The 21,559-nt window shown below is 46.2% G+C and carries 26 protein-coding genes; 23 read left to right on the top strand and 3 right to left on the bottom strand.

Annotated features, from left to right (window positions below; genetic code table 11):
- Window positions 1-160: 160 nt before the first annotated feature.
- The 3 genes from mntR (at window position 161) to ABIE27_RS04120 (ending at window position 3,512) form a co-directional block, all read left to right on the top strand.
- Window positions 161-589, top strand: a complete 429-nt coding sequence (gene mntR, locus ABIE27_RS04110) for a transcriptional regulator MntR (RefSeq protein ID WP_090922556.1) — start codon at window positions 161-163, stop codon at window positions 587-589.
- 186 nt (window positions 590-775) lie between these two features.
- Complete coding sequence (locus ABIE27_RS04115; RefSeq protein WP_123062271.1) at window positions 776-2,383, top strand: family 10 glycosylhydrolase; 1,608 nt, start codon at window positions 776-778, stop codon at window positions 2,381-2,383.
- A gap of 127 nt (window positions 2,384-2,510) precedes the next feature.
- The gene (locus tag ABIE27_RS04120) at window positions 2,511-3,512 is read left to right on the top strand and encodes a patatin-like phospholipase family protein (RefSeq protein ID WP_429349960.1); all 1,002 of its coding nucleotides are present in this window, start codon (window positions 2,511-2,513) and stop codon (window positions 3,510-3,512) included.
- Window positions 3,513-3,607: 95 nt separating this feature from the next.
- On the opposite strand, the gene ABIE27_RS04125 is transcribed toward ABIE27_RS04120, so the two are convergent.
- Both ABIE27_RS04125 and ABIE27_RS04130 read right to left on the bottom strand, forming a co-directional pair.
- Window positions 3,608-3,946 (bottom strand): hypothetical protein, encoded by a 339-nt coding sequence (locus ABIE27_RS04125; RefSeq protein ID WP_123062270.1) that lies wholly within the window; start codon window positions 3,944-3,946, stop codon window positions 3,608-3,610.
- Window positions 3,947-3,951: 5 nt separating this feature from the next.
- Window positions 3,952-4,944, bottom strand: a complete 993-nt coding sequence (locus tag ABIE27_RS04130) for a DUF1385 domain-containing protein (RefSeq protein ID WP_429349961.1) — start codon at window positions 4,942-4,944, stop codon at window positions 3,952-3,954.
- A 319-nt stretch (window positions 4,945-5,263) separates the two neighbouring features.
- On the opposite strand from ABIE27_RS04130, the gene ABIE27_RS04135 reads away from it, so the two are divergent.
- The 5 genes from ABIE27_RS04135 (at window position 5,264) to ABIE27_RS04155 (ending at window position 9,449) form a co-directional block, all read left to right on the top strand.
- Window positions 5,264-5,770: a YqhR family membrane protein gene (locus ABIE27_RS04135; protein WP_429349986.1), complete on the top strand. Its 507-nt coding sequence runs from the start codon at window positions 5,264-5,266 to the stop codon at window positions 5,768-5,770.
- Window positions 5,771-5,847: 77 nt separating this feature from the next.
- A complete protein-coding gene (aroQ, locus tag ABIE27_RS04140; protein ID WP_123062268.1) occupies window positions 5,848-6,291 on the top strand; it encodes a type II 3-dehydroquinate dehydratase in 444 nt (147 codons plus the stop codon).
- Window positions 6,292-6,330: 39 nt separating this feature from the next.
- The gene (locus tag ABIE27_RS04145) at window positions 6,331-7,404 is read left to right on the top strand and encodes a M24 family metallopeptidase (RefSeq protein ID WP_123062267.1); all 1,074 of its coding nucleotides are present in this window, start codon (window positions 6,331-6,333) and stop codon (window positions 7,402-7,404) included.
- A 41-nt stretch (window positions 7,405-7,445) separates the two neighbouring features.
- Window positions 7,446-8,003, top strand: coding sequence for an elongation factor P (gene efp, locus ABIE27_RS04150; RefSeq protein ID WP_123062266.1), 558 nt, complete (start codon window positions 7,446-7,448; stop codon window positions 8,001-8,003).
- A gap of 192 nt (window positions 8,004-8,195) precedes the next feature.
- A complete protein-coding gene (locus tag ABIE27_RS04155) occupies window positions 8,196-9,449 on the top strand; it encodes an aspartate kinase (protein ID WP_123062265.1) in 1,254 nt (417 codons plus the stop codon).
- 89 nt (window positions 9,450-9,538) lie between these two features.
- Here ABIE27_RS04155 and ABIE27_RS04160 read toward each other — a convergent pair whose 3' ends face one another.
- Window positions 9,539-10,288: a 2-phosphosulfolactate phosphatase gene (locus ABIE27_RS04160; protein ID WP_123062264.1), complete on the bottom strand. Its 750-nt coding sequence runs from the start codon at window positions 10,286-10,288 to the stop codon at window positions 9,539-9,541.
- A gap of 253 nt (window positions 10,289-10,541) precedes the next feature.
- On the opposite strand from ABIE27_RS04160, the gene spoIIIAA reads away from it, so the two are divergent.
- The 15 genes from spoIIIAA to folD all read left to right on the top strand — a co-directional run bounded on the left by spoIIIAA (window position 10,542) and on the right by folD (window position 21,549).
- Entirely contained in the window at window positions 10,542-11,546 is a 1,005-nt protein-coding gene (gene spoIIIAA / locus ABIE27_RS04165) for a stage III sporulation protein AA (protein WP_240036587.1), read from the top strand.
- Window positions 11,539-12,057: a stage III sporulation protein SpoIIIAB gene (gene spoIIIAB / locus ABIE27_RS04170; RefSeq protein ID WP_123062263.1), complete on the top strand. Its 519-nt coding sequence runs from the start codon at window positions 11,539-11,541 to the stop codon at window positions 12,055-12,057. Before spoIIIAA ends, spoIIIAB begins: the two co-directional genes overlap by 8 nt.
- Window positions 12,058-12,086: 29 nt before the next feature.
- The gene (gene spoIIIAC / locus ABIE27_RS04175; protein WP_017687585.1) at window positions 12,087-12,290 is read left to right on the top strand and encodes a stage III sporulation protein AC; all 204 of its coding nucleotides are present in this window, start codon (window positions 12,087-12,089) and stop codon (window positions 12,288-12,290) included.
- A 31-nt stretch (window positions 12,291-12,321) separates the two neighbouring features.
- Window positions 12,322-12,711, top strand: a complete 390-nt coding sequence (spoIIIAD, locus tag ABIE27_RS04180) for a stage III sporulation protein AD (RefSeq protein WP_123062262.1) — start codon at window positions 12,322-12,324, stop codon at window positions 12,709-12,711.
- Window positions 12,712-12,731: 20 nt separating this feature from the next.
- Complete coding sequence (gene spoIIIAE / locus ABIE27_RS04185; RefSeq protein ID WP_123062261.1) at window positions 12,732-13,922, top strand: stage III sporulation protein AE; 1,191 nt, start codon at window positions 12,732-12,734, stop codon at window positions 13,920-13,922.
- Between the two features lie 32 nt (window positions 13,923-13,954).
- Window positions 13,955-14,806 (top strand): stage III sporulation protein AF, encoded by an 852-nt coding sequence (gene spoIIIAF, locus ABIE27_RS04190; protein WP_123062260.1) that lies wholly within the window; start codon window positions 13,955-13,957, stop codon window positions 14,804-14,806.
- A 15-nt stretch (window positions 14,807-14,821) separates the two neighbouring features.
- Window positions 14,822-15,460 carry a stage III sporulation protein AG gene (gene spoIIIAG / locus ABIE27_RS04195; protein ID WP_123062259.1) on the top strand — a complete coding sequence of 213 codons (639 nt, stop codon included), beginning with the start codon at window positions 14,822-14,824 and terminating at the stop codon, window positions 15,458-15,460.
- A 67-nt stretch (window positions 15,461-15,527) separates the two neighbouring features.
- Complete coding sequence (locus ABIE27_RS04200; protein ID WP_123062258.1) at window positions 15,528-16,358, top strand: SpoIIIAH-like family protein; 831 nt, start codon at window positions 15,528-15,530, stop codon at window positions 16,356-16,358.
- 139 nt (window positions 16,359-16,497) lie between these two features.
- Complete coding sequence (gene accB / locus ABIE27_RS04205) at window positions 16,498-16,962, top strand: acetyl-CoA carboxylase biotin carboxyl carrier protein (protein WP_123062817.1); 465 nt, start codon at window positions 16,498-16,500, stop codon at window positions 16,960-16,962.
- A gap of 53 nt (window positions 16,963-17,015) precedes the next feature.
- Window positions 17,016-18,359: an acetyl-CoA carboxylase biotin carboxylase subunit gene (gene accC / locus ABIE27_RS04210; protein ID WP_123062257.1), complete on the top strand. Its 1,344-nt coding sequence runs from the start codon at window positions 17,016-17,018 to the stop codon at window positions 18,357-18,359.
- 217 nt (window positions 18,360-18,576) lie between these two features.
- Window positions 18,577-18,987, top strand: coding sequence for an Asp23/Gls24 family envelope stress response protein (locus tag ABIE27_RS04215; RefSeq protein ID WP_090922519.1), 411 nt, complete (start codon window positions 18,577-18,579; stop codon window positions 18,985-18,987).
- A gap of 146 nt (window positions 18,988-19,133) precedes the next feature.
- Window positions 19,134-19,673 carry an alkaline shock response membrane anchor protein AmaP gene (gene amaP / locus ABIE27_RS04220; RefSeq protein WP_090922517.1) on the top strand — a complete coding sequence of 180 codons (540 nt, stop codon included), beginning with the start codon at window positions 19,134-19,136 and terminating at the stop codon, window positions 19,671-19,673.
- Between the two features lie 14 nt (window positions 19,674-19,687).
- The gene (locus ABIE27_RS04225; RefSeq protein WP_123062256.1) at window positions 19,688-19,921 is read left to right on the top strand and encodes a DUF2273 domain-containing protein; all 234 of its coding nucleotides are present in this window, start codon (window positions 19,688-19,690) and stop codon (window positions 19,919-19,921) included.
- Window positions 19,922-20,137: 216 nt separating this feature from the next.
- Complete coding sequence (gene nusB / locus ABIE27_RS04230) at window positions 20,138-20,590, top strand: transcription antitermination factor NusB (protein ID WP_123062255.1); 453 nt, start codon at window positions 20,138-20,140, stop codon at window positions 20,588-20,590.
- 101 nt (window positions 20,591-20,691) lie between these two features.
- On the top strand, window positions 20,692-21,549 hold the full coding sequence (folD, locus tag ABIE27_RS04235) for a bifunctional methylenetetrahydrofolate dehydrogenase/methenyltetrahydrofolate cyclohydrolase FolD (protein ID WP_123062254.1): 858 nt from the start codon (window positions 20,692-20,694) through the stop codon (window positions 21,547-21,549).
- The last annotated feature ends 10 nt before the right edge of the window (window positions 21,550-21,559 follow it).

Genomic DNA, 21,559 nt, shown 5'->3' on the forward strand with positions numbered 1-21,559 from the left:
GGACTTAGTTTGCCTCAAATGAAGAGAAGTCACGCCTGCCAATCCTTGTGTAAGGCGGATCGGAATCGGGTAGGACTTGCCAATGCGCATTGATAACATGTATCATTAGAAGATAGGGACCAGGTACGTAGAACCGGTCAGAGAGAAGAGAGGGAAGCAGATGCCAACGCCCAGTATGGAAGATTATTTGGAGCGTATATACAAATTGATTGATGAAAAGGGCTATGCTCGTGTGTCTGATATAGCTGAAGGACTGGAAGTACATCCTTCATCCGTGACGAAGATGATCCAAAAGCTAGACAAAGACGAGTACCTGATCTATGAGAAGTACCGCGGGCTGGTACTAACGCCAAAAGGGAAAAAAATGGGCAAACGGTTGATGGAGCGCCATCATCTGCTTGAGCAGTTTCTAACGACGATCGGTGTTCAGGAAGAGAACATATATAACGACGTAGAAGGTATTGAACATCACTTAAGCTGGGACTCCATTACATGTATTGAGTCTCTCGTGGAATATTTCCGTCAGGATGAGAGCCGTCTGCAAGATCTAAAAAACATTCAGGAAATCATGAGTAACACGGACTCTTGAGCCTTGAATTCATATGTTGATAAATAAAGGATGCTTCTTGCCAGGTGAATGGCGAGGAGCATTTTTAATTTCAATATTTTAATTCCAACCAACATTTGGTCAATTGCGCAACTAAACCCGTCTGCCAAGCGTCTATTAAACTAGTAGAATTTACCGCAAATTTAATGATGTTGGAGGATTGAATTGATGAAATTGCGTAAAGGATTGTTGCTACTGCTCATTTTTGTTCTTGGATTACAGTCAGTAGGGTTGACCGCTCAGGCAGCAAGTTCAAAACAGATTTCTATTTTTCTGGATGGTCAGCGTCTGGAATCAGATGTGTCACCATATATCATTCCCAAGGTGAACGTAACGATGGTGCCGTTACGGGTCATCAGTGAAGGATTGGGTGCTTCTGTGTTATGGTCCCAGGCAACCCGGACGGTGACGATTCAGAAATCGGATTCAACGATTACGATGACGAGTGGACGTCAGCAAGCGACAGTGGACAATGCCGTGGTTGATCTGGATGCTTCCGTGCAACTAAAGCAAGGTCGTGTAATGGTTCCTATTCGTTTTGTAAGTGAAAATTTGGGAATTCAAGTGAGCTGGAATCAGGCGGCTCAAACCATTGATCTGTACACCGGAGCAGAACCTACGCCAACGCCAGAACCAACTCCAGCAACACCTGCAGAACCAGGAGGAAGTGTAACCCCAGCAACGAATGAGATGCGCGGAGCCTGGATATCTACAGTCAATGGTGACTGGCCATCTTCTGGCGCGAAAGGCAATGTAGAGAAACAGAAACAGGAGTACACAAGTCAACTGGATCAATTGAAAGACATGGGGATCAATGCTGTATTTGTACAAGTTAGAGCCAATGCAGACGCCATTTATCCTTCCAGTCTGGTGCCTTGGAATAGTGTTCTGACAGGAACACAGGGTAAAGATCCAGGCTACGACCCATTGGCTTTTATGATTGAGGAAGCGCACAAGCGCGGGCTTGAATTTCATGCCTGGTTCAATCCGTTTCGGGCAACGAACTCGGCAACAACAACCAACTTGGCTGCAAACCATGTATCCAAGCTACATCCGGACTGGATTGTAAATGCATCGGGTAAACTTTATATTAACCCAGGTGTTCCAGAAGCAAGACAGCATATTATGGATACCATTATGGAAGTGGTGAATAACTACAACGTGGATGGAGTGCATTTGGACGATTACTTCTATCCTTCTAATGTGACCTTTAACGATGATGCTGCTTACAAAACGTATAACGCGTCAAATGCAACAGACCGCGCAGCATGGCGCCGTGACAACATTAATCAGTTTGTAGAGCAGCTTGGACAACGTATTCATCAAGCGAAAGCTAATGTAGAATATGGGATCAGTCCATTTGGTGTATGGCGTAACAAAGCAAACGATCTGACTGGCTCAGACACCAAAGCGGGTGTAACTGCGTATGACAGTATGAATGCAGATGTCCGGACATGGATCAAACAGGGCTGGATCGACTACGTTGCACCACAAGTATACTGGAGCATGACGCTAAGTGCAGCAAGATACGATAAGGTCGTAGATTGGTGGGTTAATGAGGTAGCTAATACCAATGTAAAATTGTACATCGGCCATTCTCCTTATAAACTCGGAACGCCAGAGATTGGATGGCAGACATCACAAGAAATCATTGATCAATTGACATATAATCAGAAGTATCCATCTATTGGCGGAGACATTTATTTCAGTTCCCAGTATCTTACGAAAAACCCGCTGGGTTTGATTGAACGACTGAAATCTTATTATGGATTGTAAGGTCTAACGCACAGTATTCTTTTTTATTAATAATCACGAATTCATCAACTCATAGTTATATGACCAACCCCTGTTCTCATACAGTGGCAGTAGAATCATGGCTGCCTGGAGAACGGGGGTTTTTGTGGTGTTAATTAATGGAGTGTTTGAAGGTGGAGGCGTAAAGGGGATTTCGCTTGCAGGTGCTGTACAGGGAGCACAGGACTGCGGGGTGCAATTCAACCGGGTTGCTGGCACGTCATCCGGTTCGATTGTTGCTTCGCTACTGGCTGCAGGTTACCGGGCCGAGGAGATGAAAGAAATTATTGAGAGTACGCCGTTTGCTACGCTTCTGCAAAGGTCACCTATATTTAATACACGCTGGATTGGTCCGGCAACAAGGATGTTTTTGAAAAAAGGTTTATATTCAGGTGAAGCTCTGGAATCATGGATACGCAAGATGCTGGCACAAAAAGGAATACGAACCTTCGCTGATTTGCCGCCTGGAAAGCTGCTCATTACCGCATCGGATATTTCCAACGGAAACATTCTTGTCTTACCCGACGATATCCGGCGCTTTGGTATTGAGCCGACGAAACTTGAGGTTGCCAAAGCGGTGCGTATGAGTTGTAGCATTCCGTATTTTTTTGATCCTGTCATTATTCGGAAATCACCGATAGTGTCCAAGGGGCTACCTTTCCAAGATCAGTTTGTTTATGTTGTGGACGGAGGGCTGTTAAGTAACTTCCCACTATGGTTGTTTGATGGAGAACACTCTGAATCAGGAGGAGAGATCATTCCAGTAGTCGGTTTTAAAATGGTAGGTAAGACTGAAGTAGAACCTGCACGAATTAAAGGGCCTTTGACCATGTTGCAAGCGCTTGTCGAGACGATGTTAACGGCTCACGATGAGCGTTACATTGAGCAGATTAACCGATTCCGTACGGTTAAAATTCCTACGCTTGGCATTAAACCGACACAATTTAATCTTTCTGTTCAGGACAGCACGAACTTATATCGCTCAGGCGTTGCCTCCGGCCTGGAATTTTTCAACACATGGAATACAAAGATGTACAACGAGCAATTGGAAAAGCAGCGAAAAGAAATTCGGAAGAAACAGGCGGATCCACCGCCGTTGGTTCCCGTATAAAAACATAAAAAAGCAATTCTCCGGATGATGGAGAATTGCTTTTTGGGTTTTATTTTACCGTAAAAAGAAAACAGAGACATCACCGAAATGACAAATCAGTGATATTTAGGGATGTCCTCTTCGTTGCTTTTTCCTTTTTGGCCCTGAATGACCTGAAAAGGATAGTCCTTGCGTTTCTTGGACGAACTGCTCTTTCTTGCACTGACATTATTCTGTGCGTTCACTTTAGCCATCGTTTTTGCCGAAGGTTTGATCTTTGGTGTTTTGGCTTTTCGTGACCAACGGGCAGGCGGATATTTGTACAGCAGGAACACAACTCCGAACACGATCAGAGGGATCAGAATACTGGAGAACGAGGCTCTACCCAATAAACCGATAACCCCAAGAGCAGCCAGCACGATGAATGCCCAAAATACAATTGCCTGCTTATTCATATCATTCACCCTTTCACAGGATCAAGTGTTGCTACAGGAACTTCCGTTGCGGTCGAAACGTTAGCAAGCTTGGCGTCCAGTTCAAGCATGCGGTTAAACGATGCAATGGATACTTCCACTTGAGCGTTCGTAGGTTCTTTGGTAGTAAGCAATTGCAACCACAGGCCAGGGTATCCCAGATAACGGAGCACAGGAATATCACGAAGCGAATTCGTAATCTTGAGTAGCTCGAACGAAACACCAAGTACAACTGGCAACAAAAGCAAACGCTGTCCCATCCGTTCCCATAAATTATCGTATGTGAATACGGAGTACAAGAAAATACCGATGATGACAGTCAACATGATAAAGCTACTACCACAGCGGTAATGCAGTCTGCTGTACTTCTGAACGTTTTCCGGTGTAAGTTCTTCGCCAGCTTCGTATGCACTTATGACTTTATGCTCTGCGCCGTGGTATTGAAACAGGCGTTTAATCATCGGTGTCTGCGAGATTAGCCACAGATAAGCGAGTAACAGGATCAGCTTGATGACACCTTCCAATACATTATGCAAAAATTGATTGTCGAATACACTTTTAAATAAGAAGTCCTCGATCACGACAGGAAGCAACGTCAACACAATTTTGCCGAAAAGGAAGGAAAGAATGGCTACTGCAGTCACACCGATAATCATGCTCAGACTCCAGCCAGTTCCTTGTTTCTCTTGTTGTTTGGCTTTTTCTTCAGGTTCGAGTTCATCATCAGCATAAGCGTCAGCAGAGTAATTAAGATGTTTGCTACCTTTGACACTTGAATCTATAATGCTGACAATTCCGCGTAATAAAGGAATCCGCCGCAATTTCATGACCCAGGTCTTGTCTTGCTTGGGAACTTCCAGATACGTAATTTCGCCGTCTTTTCTACGCACGGCTGTAACATTGACGTGTTTACCGCCAAACATTACACCCTCGATGACAGCTTGCCCCCCGTAGCTGACAGGCTTGGATTGTTGAGGCAAATTATTCACCTTCCTATTCTGTTCTAAGCCTTTACAATCAAAGGCAGTTTAATATCCTTATTGTATCGAATTTTGAGAGCAATTTCTAGTTTACGAGAGAAAAGGCAAGTGATGCTGTTAAGATTGTCCTGTTTTGAACATACTACGCCCTAGAACTGTGAGAAAATATCTAGCATGGCTGCGAGATCATCTTGCGAAGAAGGGGACGTTTATGATGACAGATCATATTCATGAGGACGTATCAACGAATCATAATCACGAAGGTAAAGCGGACCAAAGCACAAATCGGCAACACCCGCGAGAGCGTGACGAAAACTTGATGAAACGGCGCTCCGTGCCAAGGCAGGGGGATGCGCACTATTTCACAAATCCGTTTTCTTTTGCGCTGGAGCTGGGGTTCTTTGCTGGGCTAATATGGGGCGGCATCCACTGGTTATTCCATCTGCTACATTTTACGGTTGTACCCGTGGGTTTTCTGGCGGAACCTTTTTTCAAGCATAAATATATATATACGCCGGCAGGTCACTTGACAGGCTTGCTGTGTTTTATCGTGTTTTCCATCTTTGCTTCGCTGTTATATACCTTTACCATTCGAAAATTAAAAGGGCCGTTTCCCGGCATGGTGTATGGAATCGTCTGGTGGGTGATCCTCTTTATCCTCCTTGGACCTAAACTCGGAATGATGAAACCGTTAAATCAATTGACATGGGATTCAATTTTCACAGAAATTTGTTTCTTTCTCCTCTGGGGGCTGTTCATAGGTTACACCGTAGCGATGGAGTACACCGACGAAAGGAAACGGGAGCCAGAGCATGCAGGAGCCTAGACGCAAAAAAGCTTCTCAATCTGGTAACGGCTGTGTTAAAATAGCAGATGGTTATTTGCAGAGAGGGTGGAGCAGCGATGAAACGAATTATTGTAATCAATGGCCCGAACCTAAACATGCTTGGTGTTCGTGAACCAGGTATCTATGGAACGCTTAGTCTGAAGGATATTGAAGACAAAATTCGCAGACAAGCTGAACAATTGGGCGTCTCCATCGCTTTTTATCAATCCAACCATGAAGGGGACATTATTGACCGCATTCATGCCGCAATGGGTGAGGCAGACGGGATCATGCTGAATGCCGGGGCTTTTACTCATTACAGCTATGCGATTCGTGATGCAATCAATGCCGTGAAAGTTCCTACCGTGGAGGTTCATCTATCCAACATTCATGCACGCGAAGCGTTCAGACATCATTCAGTGCTTGCAGCAGAAACGATCGGGCAGATTGCCGGATTTGGCGAAGTAAGCTATGAACTGGGATTGCTGGCTCTCGTGCGTCATCTGGACAAACAAACCTGAGCCGGGAACCCGGGAATGTGAGAGAAAGAAGGGTTACCGATGGAAAACAAACGAGTACACAAGTTACGTGAGGCCATGGCTGAGCGTGAACTCAAAGCAATGCTGATCACGAATCCAATTAACCGCCGTTATATGACGGGATTTACTGGTTCGGCAGGATATGTGCTTATTACTGAACAGGAAGCCTGTTTGCTTACTGATTTCCGTTATATGGCACAAGCATCCTCTCAAGCCAAAGGCTTCAACGTGGTGGAACACGGTGTAAAACCGATGGATTCTGTACGTGATTTGCTGGCAGCAGCGAATATCACCGAAGTGGGCTTCGAGCAGGATTCGGTTACATTTGGTACGCATGCTTCTTATGCGGAAACATTGCAATCGGTTAAACTGAGAGCGGTGTCCGGTATTGTGGAGCAACTTCGTATGTTCAAGGATGCAGAAGAGATCGCGGTGATGCAGCGTGCTGCAGATTTGGCAGATGCTACATTCAGTCACGTTTTGCAATTTGCTAAACCGGGAATGACTGAACGTGAAGTGGATCTGGAAATGGAGTTCTTCATGCGCAAGCATGGAGCAACAAGCTCTTCCTTTGACACCATTGTCGCTTCAGGTGAACGTTCTGCCATGCCTCACGGCGTAGCCAGCAACAAGGTGATTGGACAGGACGAACTGATTACGTTTGACTTTGGTGCGTTACTGGACGGTTACTGTTCAGATCTTACGCGCACGATCGCAACAGGTAATCCTGTACCTGAACTGCGCAAGATTTACGACATCGTACTGGAAGCACAATTACATACGCTGGAGAACCTGAAACCAGGTATGACCGGACGGGAAGCGGATGCACTTGCTCGGGATATCATTGCAGGCTATGGATATGGAGAACAGTTTGGACACAGCACGGGCCATGGTCTGGGTATGGAGGTTCATGAAGCTCCGCGTCTGTCCAAGCTTAGCGATGATGTGTTGAAACCGGGTATGGTGGTTACAGTTGAGCCGGGGATTTATATTGATGGACTTGGCGGCGTACGAATTGAGGATGACGTTGTGATTACCGAGTCAGGTATTCATATTCTTACGAAATCGGACAAAAAGTTCACCGTTATTGGCTAACATACGAACATACTTTTTACTTATATCAGGAGGGATTTTTTGTGATTTCAGTTAACGATTTTAAAACAGGCTTGACCGTACAAGTAGACAATGATATCTATACCGTACTTGATTTCCAACACGTAAAACCAGGTAAAGGTGCTGCGTTCGTACGTTCCAAATTGAAAAACCTGCGTAACGGTAACACCGTTGAGCGTACATTCCGTGCAGGTGAAACGATTGGTCGTGCAATTATCGAAAACCGTGGTGTATCTTACCTGTATGCAAGTGGTTCTGAGCATACATTTATGGACAATGAAACATACGATCAATTCACACTGACTAGCGATCAACTGGAGTGGGAACTGAACTTCCTGAAAGAAAACATGAACGTGAAGATCGTTAGTTACCAAGGTGAAATCCTGGGTATCGATCTGCCTACAAGCGTTGAGCTGAAAGTTATTGAAACAGAGCCAGGCGTTAAAGGTAACACAGCTCAAGGCGCTACGAAGAACGCAAAAGTGGAAACAGGTCTGAATGTACAAGTTCCTTTGTTCATCAATGAAGGCGACGTGCTTCTGATTGATACACGTGAAGGTAAATACTCTTCCCGTGCGTAACTTTCACTTGCTGTAAGCTCTATAGCCAGAAGTGAAGACCCTTTGCCATGCATATGGCAAAGGGTTTTTTTGAAAAAAGATTAGCCTATCAGGCGCTTTCGTAATATACTGGGTTAAAGTCATTTCTCGTAGAGAATAATGACGAAAGATATCAATTGATGCATACTGCACAAGGTAGGGAGTGGATTTGCGTTGTCATTGTACGTCATGAAATTTGGGGGCAGCTCGGTCGGAGATACAGAACGCATGAAGCGTGTAGCCGGACGTGTTGTAGAAAAAGCGGATGAAGGACATCAATGTGTCGTCGTGGTTTCGGCCATGGGGGATACTACAGATGATTTGATTGATCAGGCGAAGCTGCTAAACAGTGATTTGCCTGCTCGTGAAATGGATATGTTGCTGACGACAGGGGAACAAATTTCGATCTCCTTATTATCCATGGCCATTCAGGCACTTGGACGCAAGGCCGTATCCTTTACAGGATGGCAAGCCGGTTTCCGAACAGAACCGGTTCACGGTAAAGCTCGGATTCAGGATATCCGTCCTGAGCGTGTCAAATCGGCGCTCGCTGAGGGCAATATCGTTATTGTTGCTGGTTTCCAAGGCATGACGGAAGACGGCGAGATCACTACACTGGGCCGCGGTGGTTCGGATACAACAGCTGTTGCGCTCGCAGCGGCAATTCAAGCGGACGCTTGTGAAATCTATACGGATGTGGACGGAATCTATTCCACTGATCCGAGGATCGTCAAGGTGGCACGCAAATTGAAGGAAATATCCTACGACGAAATGCTGGAGCTTGCGAATCTGGGAGCGGCGGTATTGCATCCGCGTGCGGTTGAGTACGCGAAGCATTCCGGTGTACCTCTGATTGTAAGATCAAGCTTTAACCATAATGAAGGAACGGTTGTGAAGGAGGAAGCAGCAATGGAACAAGGGGTAGTGGTAAGTGGAATCGCATATGACAAAAACGTAGCTCGCATCAGTATTTTGGGTGTACCCGATGTCCCGGGTGTCCTTGCCGAAGTATTTGGCGAACTGGCTAGTGAGCAACTGGACGTCGATATTATCGTGCAGAGCGGAGTTCAGGATGGCAAAGCGGACTTCTCCTTCTCGGTTGCCTTGTCGGATCGCGAGAAGGCACTTCGTGTCATCGAAGGTTTGCACAGCCGTCTGCCTTACCGTGAAGTGACTTCCGAAGAGAACTTGGTTAAAATCTCGATTGTTGGTGCGGGGATGGTGAGTCATCCAGGTGTAGCTGCTAAGATGTTCAAAGTGATCTCTGGTGAAGGCGTTAGCATCAAGATGGTCAGCACATCTGAGATCAAGGTGTCATGCGTTATCGATGGAGAGAAGCTTCATGATGTGATTAAAGCGCTGCACACAGCGTATGATCTGGATACGGCTGAGCAAGCCGTAATCGGTGGACCGCAAATTCGCAGATAAATCAAGTAAATGATTCTACAAATAAACGGATAAACAAAAAGGTGTAACGGCTGCCCATGGGCAGCCGTTACACCTTTTTTTATCTATAACTACAGCCGTTTGCACATGTTCCCACCTCGTAATTTACGGTAAGGTTTTAACTCATTGCCCTCCCTCATCTCGGGTACACAATCCAGTAGATTCAATTGTGAACAGTAGGTGACATCATGCGTCATTCCCAGTTTATCCAGTCTGCGTGCACTGGATGATGTGCGAATCAGGTCCATGATGCGATCATGAGATTGAGACACAGCCTGATGCAAAATGATTCCAAGATCGTTTAGTTGCAATGGAGAACGGGTCTGACGATACAACTCTTCAATAATACATCCGGCACATAGGCCGTCTTCCAAAGCAAACTCATCCTGCTCTCCAGCACATAACAACAAAATATCCCGTTGTAATTCCAGTAGAGCGGAAGCAACCGCTCTAACGTTTAACAATGCTCCCGCAAGTATATGTCTGGCTCTGGATGCCTTGATCAGAGCTCTCGTACCATCTGTTGTGGTAAGGATAATGACTTTTTCCGCGATGTCACCACTCATATATTCATAGGGAGAATTACCCGCATCGAATCCGGTTATTTTTTTGTCAAAACGTTCTCCACCCCGAATACTGTTTCCAACCCACATCTGTTTGGCTTGCGGAACAGTCTCCGTAGCAATAACCCCCGCAGCATGATGGGCAAGCGCGGTCACAATTGTGCTTGTTGTTCGCAAAACATCAATGACAACGACACTTCGCCCTTCAATATCTATCGTTCGCACTTCATTTACATTACCTACAACGTCGACACGCACACCCCACAACTCCTTTTTGTTCCTCGGGATCGAGCATTGGTTTCTCAGTGGAACAGTCCATCTGTCTGCAAGCACTATATGCATGAATGTCTAGACAGGTGCCTAGAACAAGAGATGTCTATGAGTTTTGGCTCTCATTCATCATCCTTAAAGAATTGATAGATTTCAGCGTCATAAAATGAATGTACAGGCATAAACTTGAGATATGAACAAGCATCAGAGATGAAATTAATCAAGTTGGAGGAGCCTACTCATGAAAGTGAAATGGAGGGATCTTTTTCCGGAACCCATCCGAACCATTCTGGGCAGAATGCCGCCCGCCTTATTGGAACAAGTAGAGGAAATCCGTATTCGAGAAGGCAGGCCACTGGAGATTAATGCAGGCAGCAATTATCACTTTCTCACCCCAGAAGGTATACCAACGGGAAAACCAGAGGAAGCATATGTTCCTCTGAAAGAAGTAACGCACAGACTGCTTGATCTCATAAGCAATCATTCGCTCTATACCTTGGAAGAAGAATTGCGAAAAGGATTCATCACCATCCCGGGAGGGCATCGAATCGGACTAGCTGGCCGGACGGTGCTCAGTGGAGGGCGTGTAGAATATTTACGGGATATCAACGGATTTAACGTCCGTGTTGCCCGGGAAGTACAAGGCGTGGCTGACTCGGTTCTTCCATACTTGCTAGATATGAGGAACGGGCAGGTGATGCATACCCTGATTCTATCTCCACCTCAGCAAGGCAAAACAACGTTACTGCGAGATTTGGCAAGGCAGATCAGCAACGGCTCGAAACTGACAAATGGTGATGAACTGAGGCAGGGGATACGCCCAAGACTAAAAGTGGGCATTGTAGATGAACGTTCTGAAATAGCGGGAAGTTACAAAGGTGTGCCTAGCTTCGATGTAGGGCCGCGCACAGACGTTATGGATGGATGCCCTAAGGCTGAAGGCATGATGATGATGCTTCGTTCCATGTCACCGGATGTTCTAATTGTGGACGAGATTGGGCGGCCAGAGGATGCGGAGGCAGTTATGGAGGCTCTGCATGCAGGAGTTTCTGTCATTGCCACAGCCCACGCACGGGATCTGTCTGAACTATCTGCAAGACCCGCCTTGAAAACACTGATTGCCGAGCAGATGTTTCAGCGGTATGTACAGCTACAGCGAACGAGCAGAGGCATGAGCTTTCGACTGTCCGATGGCAAGATGAGAGGGTTGCAACAGACCGGGGCAGGAGGTGAAGCCTTTGCTTAATATGCTTGGCGCGGTGCTGATTCTGCTAGCAAGTACTCTCGCCGGATTTTACAAGGCGAGGCAATATGCATTGCGGCCAAGGCAGCTGCGTGAGTTGATTGCAGCGCTACAACGGCTGTTGACAGAGATTAATTACGGCTTAACGCCGCTGCCTGATGCGATGAGCAAGATGGGGGCTCAGACCAAAGAGCCGGTGAAAACTCTTTTTTTACACGCATCCACACGGATGGAACCCCCACATGGCCTTACAGCCAGGGAGAGTCTGCAAGCCGGTGTCGAGGAGGCATGGGGGAAATCAGCGATGAAGTCAGACGAACGGGAAGTCATGCTCCAGTTGAGTTTCAGCCTTGGCACCAGTGATCGTCAAGATCAGACCAAACATATTTCGTTAGCCATTCAGCAACTTATGCATGAGGAATCCCGCGCACAGGCCGATCAAGTGAAGTACGAACGAATGAGCCGCAGCCTGGGGATGCTTGTCGGAGCGTTAATCGTCATACTGATCTTCTGAAATAGCCGGGATAGCGAGGTGCCAAGGTCATGAATTTAGAAGTGAACGCAATCTTTCAAATTGCGGGCATTGGAATCATTATAGCAATGATTCATACCGTGCTGAAACAAATGGGAAAGGAAGATATGGCTCACTGGGTGACCGTAATCGGATTTGTCGTTGTACTGTTCATGGTTGTTCGAATGCTGGACAGCCTGCTGCAAGAGATTAAATCCATATTTCTTTTTCAATGAAAACGGTCATGAAGCCGGATGGTGGTGACCCGTGGAGATTATTCAAGTTGTTGGTTTGGCACTCATTGCAACCGTACTGATTTTAGTCATTAAGGAACAAAAGCCAATGTTTGCCTTTCTGATTGCGGCAGCCACTGGTGTAGTGATCTTTATGCTGTTGATTGGCAAAATTGGCGCAGTGATCGAAGTGCTGAAGCGACTTGCTGAAAATTCCGGTATGGAGAGCATCTATCTGAAAACAGTATTGAAGATTATCGGCATTGCTTACATTGCCGAATTCGGTGCACAGATTGTCAGAGATGCCGGGCAAGAGAGCATCGCATCCAAGATTGAACTGGCTGGCAAAGTGCTGATTCTTGTACTCGCAATTCCGATCATTAGCATCATTATCGAGACCGTGATGAAACTGATGCCGGTGTAGAAAGGGCGTGCGGATAATTAATGAAATTGATGCATAACAAGCCGCGCTGGCGCCTCATCATTGTGCTGATGATATGTTTCATGTTCGGTGTAATTGGACAGGTTGTGGCTACTACACCTTCAAACGAGTGGATAGAGCAGCAGGCCGATCAGCTTCCGAAGGATCAGGTGGAGAAATATTGGAATCAGCTAATGAAACAATACGGTGGTTTTTTTCCAGAAGGCAAAACACCATCTTTCATGGATATGTTAATTCCCGGAAATGAAGGATTTAGTCTGAAATCGGTATTTTCTGCCATTGGCACGTTTATGCTCCATGAAATTTTATATAACGGCAAACTTTTAGTCACGATCGTAATGTTAACGGTGCTGAGCATGATTCTGGAGACACTTCAGACCGCATTCGAGAAAAACAATATTAGCAAAATTGCGTATTCGATCTGTTATCTGGTCATCATTATCATCGCGATCAACAGCTTTAGCGTGGCGATTGGTTACGCAAAAGAGGCCATATCCAGCATGATCAACTTTATGATGGCGATGGTTCCACTTTTGTTCACACTGCTCGCTTCAATGGGCAATGTCGTTACAGTTTCGGTGACGCACCCGCTAATTATTTTTATGATTCATCTCGTAAGTACGCTAATTCATCTGCTGGTATTCCCTCTTCTCTTCTTCTCGGCGGTGTTGCATCTGGTGAGCTCGCTTTCGGATAAATACAAATTGACACAAATGGCTGATCTGTTGCGAAACATCAGTGTAGCCTTGCTGGGAATTCTGCTCACGATGTTTCTAGGGGTTATTTCGGTACAGGGAGCTTCGGGATCGGTTGCGGATGGCGTCAGCTTAAAGGCAGCCAAATACATTGCAGGAAACTTTGTACCCGTTGTAGGGAGGACATTTGCAGATGCAACAGATACGGTGATCACGGCATCACTGCTAGTCAAAAATGCGATCGGACTGACAGGAGTCATTATTATCTTGTTCCTGTGTGCGTTTCCGGCTATTAAGATTCTGGCGCTGGCCTTGATCTACAACGTGACCGGAGCGATAATGCAGCCGCTGGGAGAGACACCGATCGTAGACTGCCTGCAAGCGATCGGTAAAAGCATGATTTATGTATTCGCAGCACTGGCCGCGGTTGGACTCATGTTTTTTCTGGCGATTACGATTCTGCTGACCGCAGGCAATCTTACGGTCATGATGCGTTAAATACCTGTCTGCAGGGAAAGGGGCTGGAGAGGATGGGGTGGCTGAGCAACTGGCTGCAGGATCTGATCATGATCGTTTTACTCGCAACGTTTGTAGATATGCTGCTTCCGAATCGTTCCATGGAGCGTTACGTCAAGCTTGTGCTGAGCCTTCTCATCCTGCTGACCCTGTTATCACCCATCACCAAGTTATTGAAAAGTGATCCCGTAGGCGAACTGAAACGAGCCATGACTGCAATGGATGCTCCCGCAGATGGGCAAGCCACACTGGAGCATATTCTGGCTCAAGGGAAACGAATGCAGGCGAGCGAACAACTGCAAACTTTGAAGTGGACGGCGAAGGAACTGGCTAACGTTATGAAAGGTCAGATTGAGGAGACAACGGGCGCAAAGGTTCAGTCGGTTGAGGTGCAACTGGCGATGAAGAAAACAAATTCGGATACCCAAGCAGCCACTTCTGTTGAACTGCCTGTCATTCAGCATGTAGAGGTGCAACTTGCAACTGGAAAAGTTGATTCGAAAACGGATGCGGATGTGGCCGAACCTGTGAGTAGCAGCCCGATGACAGAAACCAAAGATGCGGTAGGACAGGATGAAAATAACCCAAGTACTCAATCTATTCAGATTGATCCAATTGAAATTAAAAATATACAGATTGAGTCAAGTGTCGAGCGATCCGAGCAATCAAAGAGAGAGCAAGTCGCTTCTAATCAAAATACCGAAACTCCTGTTACCTGGAGCGATAGTAAGGATTCCAACGTACAGCAAACAAGTGGTTCACGGTCTGAACACGCAGTACAAATTATCACATTGCTCAAAGAGAAGTGGGAAGTTGATGCGAGCCAGGTGCGAGTGACGGAGACAAAAAATGCAGAAGTGCTCTGAAAAGGAGGCGATCCGATGAAACACTGGTTCAAAAAGCTGGAAAGCTGGATGGGTGGCGGTGAAGGTGGTGCGAAGCGCAGTCAAACCTTACGGTGGCTGATCATTCTGGGACTGATCGGTGTGGGCATCATGCTGTTTAATTCCTTTGTCAACGTCAAAAAAATTGATTCCGAAAACATCGGCCGGGAACCACCAGAACAAGCTACTTCCATGTCGGCGATGCAAAATGGTCTGTTGGAAGAAAATCCTTTTCAGGCGATAGAAATGGCATTTGAAGACAAAATCAAAGGCGTGCTGGAAAATATCGTTGGTGTAGGCACTGTGGATGTGATGGTTACCGTGGATTCTACGGAAGAACTGGTGGTGCAGCGGAACGTCAAAGATTCACAGCAGCTTACAGAGGAGACGGATGCCAATGGTGGCAAACGGCATATGACGCAATATACCCGGGACGGTGAGATCATTACGTATGAATTATCAGGGGATCAGACACCCATCGTCACGAAAAAGTTGAAACCGCAAATCCGCGGAGTGCTGGTTGTGGCAAAAGGTGCAGAGAACAAGGTTGTTAAAGACCTGATTACAGATGCTGTTGAAAAAGGTTTGAACGTAGCGGCTTACCGGATCTCGGTTGTTCCGCGTAAGCAGGATTAAGCTTCGAATGATGATAAGAAGAGATGTGTTGTCAGAATCAACCCTATTTTTGAGGAGGATATTTTAAATGAATAACAAACGTCAAACAATATGGCTCGTTTCCATGCTGAGTCTGATGGTTATTTTGTCCGCATATTATCTGTTCACTGAAGATTCTGGGCCAGTAAATCCCCCTGTAGCTGACAGTCAGCAGGTGGATGCGATGAAACAAGGTGAGGCAAAGGAAACCGCCGGTATTCTTGATCCAACAGAAGGTCTGGTCATCAACGAGGTTGTGAACAGCGGAGAGGTTACTGGTGATTCCGGTACGGCGAACCCGGCTGAAAACACAACTGGCGCAGAAGGTAAGGAAGCGGGAAGTGCAGAAAAAACACCCGCCACTGAACCAGGCAGCAAAGAAGGAGAAACGGATCAAAAGTCAGAAAGTAGTGCGGAAAAAGGAGCGGCGACTACCCCGGAAACTGAAGGGAAAACAGAGGGGACTGCTGCTAAAACGGATGAAGAAGTGCTGAAAGAGATGGAACAGCAAAATACTGCTGTGTCCGCAAGCAGTCAGTTCCAGAATTACCAGTGGCAGCGTGAAGAGAGTAACAACCGTAAGTACGAGGAATTGATGACCATTGCAGGAGATCTCAGTAAAACACCGGAAGAAAATGCAAAAGCGACAGAACAACTCCGAGTACTTGAAGATAAAGAAGCCAAAATTACAGGCATTGAAGAGACACTTTCCCAACAATTTGCAAATGCAGTCGTTCAAGAAGAGGCTGACAAGTATAAAGTGGTGGTTCTGAGTGACAAACTTGACGTTAAACAGGCGGTTTCTATTGTTGATCTGGTTATGAAAGAATTGTCTGTATCACAAAACAAAATCAGCGTGCAATATGTCACAGAGCAGTAATCGGAAATGTGATAAGGAAGCCCCGGGAGCTTGTTCGACTCTCGGGCTCTTTCCATTTTTAATGATTATGATATAATACTAAAAGCCATATGACCGTCCTCGTGAGACTGGCATGATGCCGAAGGAGTGAATAATGGAAATGTTTAAATTGAGCGAAATTAAAGAACTGATCAAATTGGTAGATGAAAGTTCTGTTCAGGAATTGGAAATTGAAAATGAAGGATCACGTTTGTCGATTCGCAAACCGGGTAAAACGGAGTTCGTACAGGCTGCTGCCGTACAACCACAGATGATTGCTGCTCCGCAGGTACAGCCTGCTGCAGTAGTGAGTGAAGCTGCTCCGCAAGCCGATACAACAAGTCATTTACATAAAATCGTATCTCCGATGGTAGGTACATTTTACAGAGCTTCCTCACCGGAAGCGGGTCCTTTTGTGAGCGTGGGTGATAAAGTTGTGGAGAAAACAACGGTATGCATCATCGAAGCCATGAAACTGATGAACGAGCTTGATGCGGACATCAAGGGAGAAATCGTTGAAGTGCTGGTTGAAAATGGACAGCTTGTCGAATATGGACAGCCTCTGTTCTTGGTAAAACCGGAATAAAGGTTAACTGTTCTACAGCAGCCGCATGAGCTTCGAAGGAGGACAATGACGAAATGAAATTTCATAAAATATTGATTGCCAATCGTGGTGAGATTGCTGTGCGCATTATTCGCGCCTGCCGTGAACTTGGCATATCGACAGTGGCTGTTTACTCGGAAGCGGACAAAGATTCTTTGCATGTCCGTCTTGCAGACGAGGCTTACTGTATCGGACCAACACTGTCTAAGGACAGTTACCTTAACTTTACGAACCTGATGAGTGTGGCTACTTTGACGGAATGTGACGCCATCCACCCTGGATACGGATTTTTAGCCGAGAATGCTGATTTTGCGGAAATCTGTGATTCCTGCAACATTACATTCATTGGCCCTTCACCGGAAGCCATCACCAAGATGGGTGACAAGGCTGTAGCGAAGCAGACGATGAAGGATGCAGGCGTGCCTGTCATTCCTGGATCAGACGGCCTTGTAGAAACAACCGAAGAAGCGATTATGATCGGACGTGATATCGGGTATCCTGTCATTATCAAAGCTACCGCTGGTGGTGGGGGTAAAGGAATTCGGATCGCTGAAGACGAAGAGCAACTGGTGAAACAGATCACGGCTGCACAACAGGAAGCTCAGAAAGCATTCGGGAACGCTGGTGTCTATCTGGAGAAATTCCTTACAGGCATGAAGCACGTTGAAATTCAGATCATGGCTGACAAGCATGGCAATGCCGTGCATCTTGGCGAGCGTGACTGTTCGGTTCAGCGCCGACGTCAGAAGCTTGTTGAGGAAGCACCGTGTCCTGTGATCAACGAGGAAGTTCGTACACTCATGGGAGAAGCTGCTGTGCGTGCTGCACTTGCGGTAAATTACTCGGGAGCCGGTACTCTGGAATTCCTGCTTAGTCCAAATGGTGAGTTCTACTTTATGGAGATGAATACACGTATTCAGGTGGAGCATCCCGTTACTGAGATGGTAACAGGTGTAGATCTGATCCGTGAAATGATCTCCGTTGCCGAAGGTAATCCGCTCTCTTTCCGTCAGGAAGATGTGGTCATTAACGGATGGTCGATTGAATGCCGGATCAACGCTGAAGATCCTGACCGTAACTTTATGCCTGCACCAGGCAAGATTGGTTTTTACCTTGCACCGGGTGGACCTGGAGTTCGAGTGGACAGCGCAGCATATCCTGGTTACACCATCTCGCCGTTCTATGACTCCATGATTGCGAAATTGATCGTTTGGGGTGCAACTCGTGATGAAGCGATCGCTAAAATGAAGCGTGCTTTGGCAGAATTTGCGATTGAAGGTATCTCAACAACGATTCCTTTCCATCAGAAACTGTTGGAGCATCCAACGTTTATTCGCGGAGATTTCGATATTAAATTTCTCGAGGAAAACGAGATTTAACAGTCATATTGGGCTTGTTTGTCATAATGTAGCCCAAATGATATAGTATGTAATAATAAGAGCGCATGTCTCCTGCATCGGATAAGCCCGCCTATTAGCGGATGGTTGCAGGAGCTCCGGCAAAGCCGGACCGTAAGGGTTCTGAGTGTTGTGAAAATGAACCGGCGCCCTGACGGACGGCCGCAAACTTATCTCGCGAAAGGTGTGTTGAACATTTATGAGTACACTACCGACAGAATTTGAACGTACGGATATCGGTGAAATCCAGATCGCACCTGAAGTTATTGAAGTGATTGCTGGACTTGCAACTGTGGAAGTCAAAGGAGTAGCAGGAATGAGCGGTGGATTCGCAGGTGGATTCGCGGAATTGCTCGGCCGTAAAAACCTTTCAAAAGGGGTTAAGGTTGAAGTAGGTCAACGCGAAGCAGCTGTGGACGTTTCCGTTATTATTGAATATGGATACCGTTTGCCACAGGTTGCTACTGAAATCCAACAAAACGTGAAGCGCTCCATTGAAAACATGACAGGATTGAACGTGAATGAAGTGAATGTTCACATTCATGACGTTCAGTTCAAGAGTGCTGAAAAAGTGGAAGAGATCGACCTGAACACGCAACGTGTAAAATAAAAAGACAGATTTCCCCCGGCACTTCTGTCGGGGGTTATCCCGTCTTGGACGGGTCTTTCGTTATGCACTTGGGATGGACAAGGGGATCAACGTTAAGCTTTTCAGCAGTTAAGCAATGTGAGTGAGCAAGGGAGGCTGTGCAGTTCGTGGCTAAAATACTGGATCGGCTTCTGTTGTTTATATACAGCATAAGCGTAGGAGCAATATCGGCAGCGGTCATCTTACTGATTAGCGGTGTGCTGCCATACGAATTGAATTACCAGCAGGAACAAAATGTTATTGTTGCGTCGATTGTCGCGGCAGCAATTTTGTTTGTCCTGAGTTTGCGTTTTTTCTACATCTCGATTCGCCGCGAGCGTGGCTCGTTACCTTCAGTGGATCAACGTACCGAGTTCGGGGACGTGCAGATTTCGATGGAGACGATTGAAAATCTCTGTCTGAAGGCCACTTCCCGTTTTCGCGGAGTACGTGACGTCAAGGCGCGCATTCGCGTGGTGGAGTCCGGACTGGAGATTAAGATTCGGGCTGTTGTGGATGGGGAGACACCTATCCCGGCTCTGACTACGGATCTGCAAAAGGCGATACATGATCATGTGCAAGAGATTACAGGCATTCCTGTTTCTTTTGTAACCGTGTATATCGCTAATGTGACCCAGTCGCCTAACTACAAGAGTCGCGTGGAATGAGGTGAGTTTCACAGATGTTGTGGAAAGAGATTTGGGATAGTTACAAGGGACGGATTCTTGGCGTAGCCTTCGGTATTCTATTAGGATTTCTTTATGTATGGATCGGTTTTTGGGATATGTTGTTCTTTGCACTTTTGGTGTTCATCGGGTATACATTTGGCAGACGAAGCGATGCGAGGCTAGGCTCGTTCATCCCTTGGGGTGAGTTACGACAATGGCTTGGAGATCGCTGGCGTCCGTTCAAATAAACCTATCAGAACCCTGCAATATGTTTCTTCCGAAAATAGAACTGTAGTTTGAGTTGCCCGATTTTCGGAGGAAACGTTTTGCAGGTTTTTTTGTGAAAAGAGATCGCAATATCAGAGAGGAGCCATGGGTATCCTGTATAGGGTAATGGAATGGTTTCCTTGAATTTTAAAATAAGCATGATGACGCTCGTGATTGAGCGCTGCAGGAGGCAGGACATGAAAAGACGTTTGGCAAGGGAAATTGCAGTACAAAGTCTGTATCAGATGGAAATGAATGAAGTGAGCGCAACCGAAGCGGTGAATATGCTGATTAACGAAGCAGCTGGAGAGAATGAAACGGAAGTTGAAATCCGTGATGAAGAAAAAATGCGCAGCTACGTTACCGAAATGGTTCAAGGTGCATGGAGTCATAAGGAAGCGATTGATGGTTTGCTTGTGGACTATTTGAAAGGCTGGCAACTGAGCCGGTTGTCGCGTGTAGACCGCCAAATTTTGCGTTTGTCCACGTATGAGATGGTGTTCCGTGATGATGTTCCAGCCAAAGTTTCGGTCAACGAAGCGATTGAACTGTCGAAGTATTTTGGTACAGATGAATCAGGCAAGTTCGTTAATGGTGTTCTTGGCCGCATGATTCAGGAAGTGGATAGCATCAAGCAAAAATTTTCCTGAGGCAACATCCTGAATGGAGTAGAGTAAACAAGCCAGCTTTTCTGTAAGGATGTATCTAGATCGTTTTATCTAATATATGTTCATATAAGGGAGAGAGTACAATGACAGCATCTATTATTAACGGTAAGGAAGTATCCCAAGAGATCCGCGCGAGCATGACTGCAGAAGTAAAACAACTTAGCGAACAGGGAGTAGTACCTGGTCTGGCTGTTGTGCTCGTAGGGGAAGATCCGGCTTCTCAAGTTTATGTGCGTAATAAGGAAAAAGCATGTCATGACCTCGGCTTTTACTCTGAAGTACATCGGTTGGATGCAAGTACATCGCAAGCGGATTTGCTAGCACTCGTGGACAAGCTGAACAATCAGAAATCCATCAATGGTATCCTTGTGCAACTTCCATTGCCTAGCCACATTGAAGAGAAAGCGGTAATCGATGCGATTGCTGTAGAGAAAGACGTAGATGGATTCCACCCAGTGAATGTGGGGAATTTGGTTATCGGTGATGACAGCTTGCTCCCATGTACACCTGCAGGTGTCATTGAATTAATTAAACGCACGGGTCTGGAAATGTCCGGTAAACACGCTGTCGTTATCGGTCGCAGTAACATTGTAGGTAAACCGGTATCCTTACTGTTGCAGCGTGAAAATGCAACCGTAACGATGTGTCATTCCCGTACAGCTAATATGAAGGAAATTACACGTCAAGCGGATATTCTGGTCGTAGCGATCGGTCGTGCTAATTTTGTGGATGCCGATTATGTTAAACCAGGTGCTGTTGTCATCGATGTCGGCATGAATCGTTTAGATAACGGAAAACTCGCAGGGGATGTAGATTTTGAAAGTGTAAAAGAAGTCTCTGGCCCAATTACACCTGTTCCTGGGGGCGTTGGTCCAATGACAATCACCATGTTGATGCAGAACACTCTGATCGCGGCAAAACGCGCTCACGGATTGGCCTAGGTAACTGTCT

It is taken from the genome of Paenibacillus sp. 4624, assembly GCF_050435065.1.
Classification (GTDB): domain Bacteria; phylum Bacillota; class Bacilli; order Paenibacillales; family Paenibacillaceae; genus Paenibacillus; species Paenibacillus amylolyticus_D.

Bases quoted from the DNA above. Each gene is read 5' to 3' on its own strand.
- ABIE27_RS04135 (WP_429349986.1), top strand. From the start codon at position 5,264: ATGAAACGGCGCTCCGTGCCAAGGCAGGGGGATGCGCACTATTTCACA.
- ABIE27_RS04215 (WP_090922519.1), top strand. From the start codon at position 18,577: ATGAGTACACTACCGACAGAATTTGAACGTACGGATATCGGTGAAATC.
- ABIE27_RS04145 (WP_123062267.1), top strand. From the start codon at position 6,331: ATGGAAAACAAACGAGTACACAAGTTACGTGAGGCCATGGCTGAGCGT.
- spoIIIAE (WP_123062261.1), top strand. From the start codon at position 12,732: ATGAAATTGATGCATAACAAGCCGCGCTGGCGCCTCATCATTGTGCTG.
- ABIE27_RS04125 (WP_123062270.1), bottom strand. From the start codon at position 3,946: ATGAATAAGCAGGCAATTGTATTTTGGGCATTCATCGTGCTGGCTGCT.
- spoIIIAF (WP_123062260.1), top strand. From the start codon at position 13,955: ATGGGGTGGCTGAGCAACTGGCTGCAGGATCTGATCATGATCGTTTTA.
- mntR (WP_090922556.1), top strand. From the start codon at position 161: ATGCCAACGCCCAGTATGGAAGATTATTTGGAGCGTATATACAAATTG.
- ABIE27_RS04115 (WP_123062271.1), top strand. From the start codon at position 776: ATGAAATTGCGTAAAGGATTGTTGCTACTGCTCATTTTTGTTCTTGGA.
- ABIE27_RS04225 (WP_123062256.1), top strand. From the start codon at position 19,688: ATGTTGTGGAAAGAGATTTGGGATAGTTACAAGGGACGGATTCTTGGC.
- aroQ (WP_123062268.1), top strand. From the start codon at position 5,848: ATGAAACGAATTATTGTAATCAATGGCCCGAACCTAAACATGCTTGGT.
- spoIIIAA (WP_240036587.1), top strand. From the start codon at position 10,542: ATGAAAGTGAAATGGAGGGATCTTTTTCCGGAACCCATCCGAACCATT.
- accC (WP_123062257.1), top strand. From the start codon at position 17,016: ATGAAATTTCATAAAATATTGATTGCCAATCGTGGTGAGATTGCTGTG.
- ABIE27_RS04200 (WP_123062258.1), top strand. From the start codon at position 15,528: ATGAATAACAAACGTCAAACAATATGGCTCGTTTCCATGCTGAGTCTG.
- accB (WP_123062817.1), top strand. From the start codon at position 16,498: ATGTTTAAATTGAGCGAAATTAAAGAACTGATCAAATTGGTAGATGAA.
- spoIIIAC (WP_017687585.1), top strand. From the start codon at position 12,087: ATGAATTTAGAAGTGAACGCAATCTTTCAAATTGCGGGCATTGGAATC.
- folD (WP_123062254.1), top strand. From the start codon at position 20,692: ATGACAGCATCTATTATTAACGGTAAGGAAGTATCCCAAGAGATCCGC.
- nusB (WP_123062255.1), top strand. From the start codon at position 20,138: ATGAAAAGACGTTTGGCAAGGGAAATTGCAGTACAAAGTCTGTATCAG.
- spoIIIAG (WP_123062259.1), top strand. From the start codon at position 14,822: ATGAAACACTGGTTCAAAAAGCTGGAAAGCTGGATGGGTGGCGGTGAA.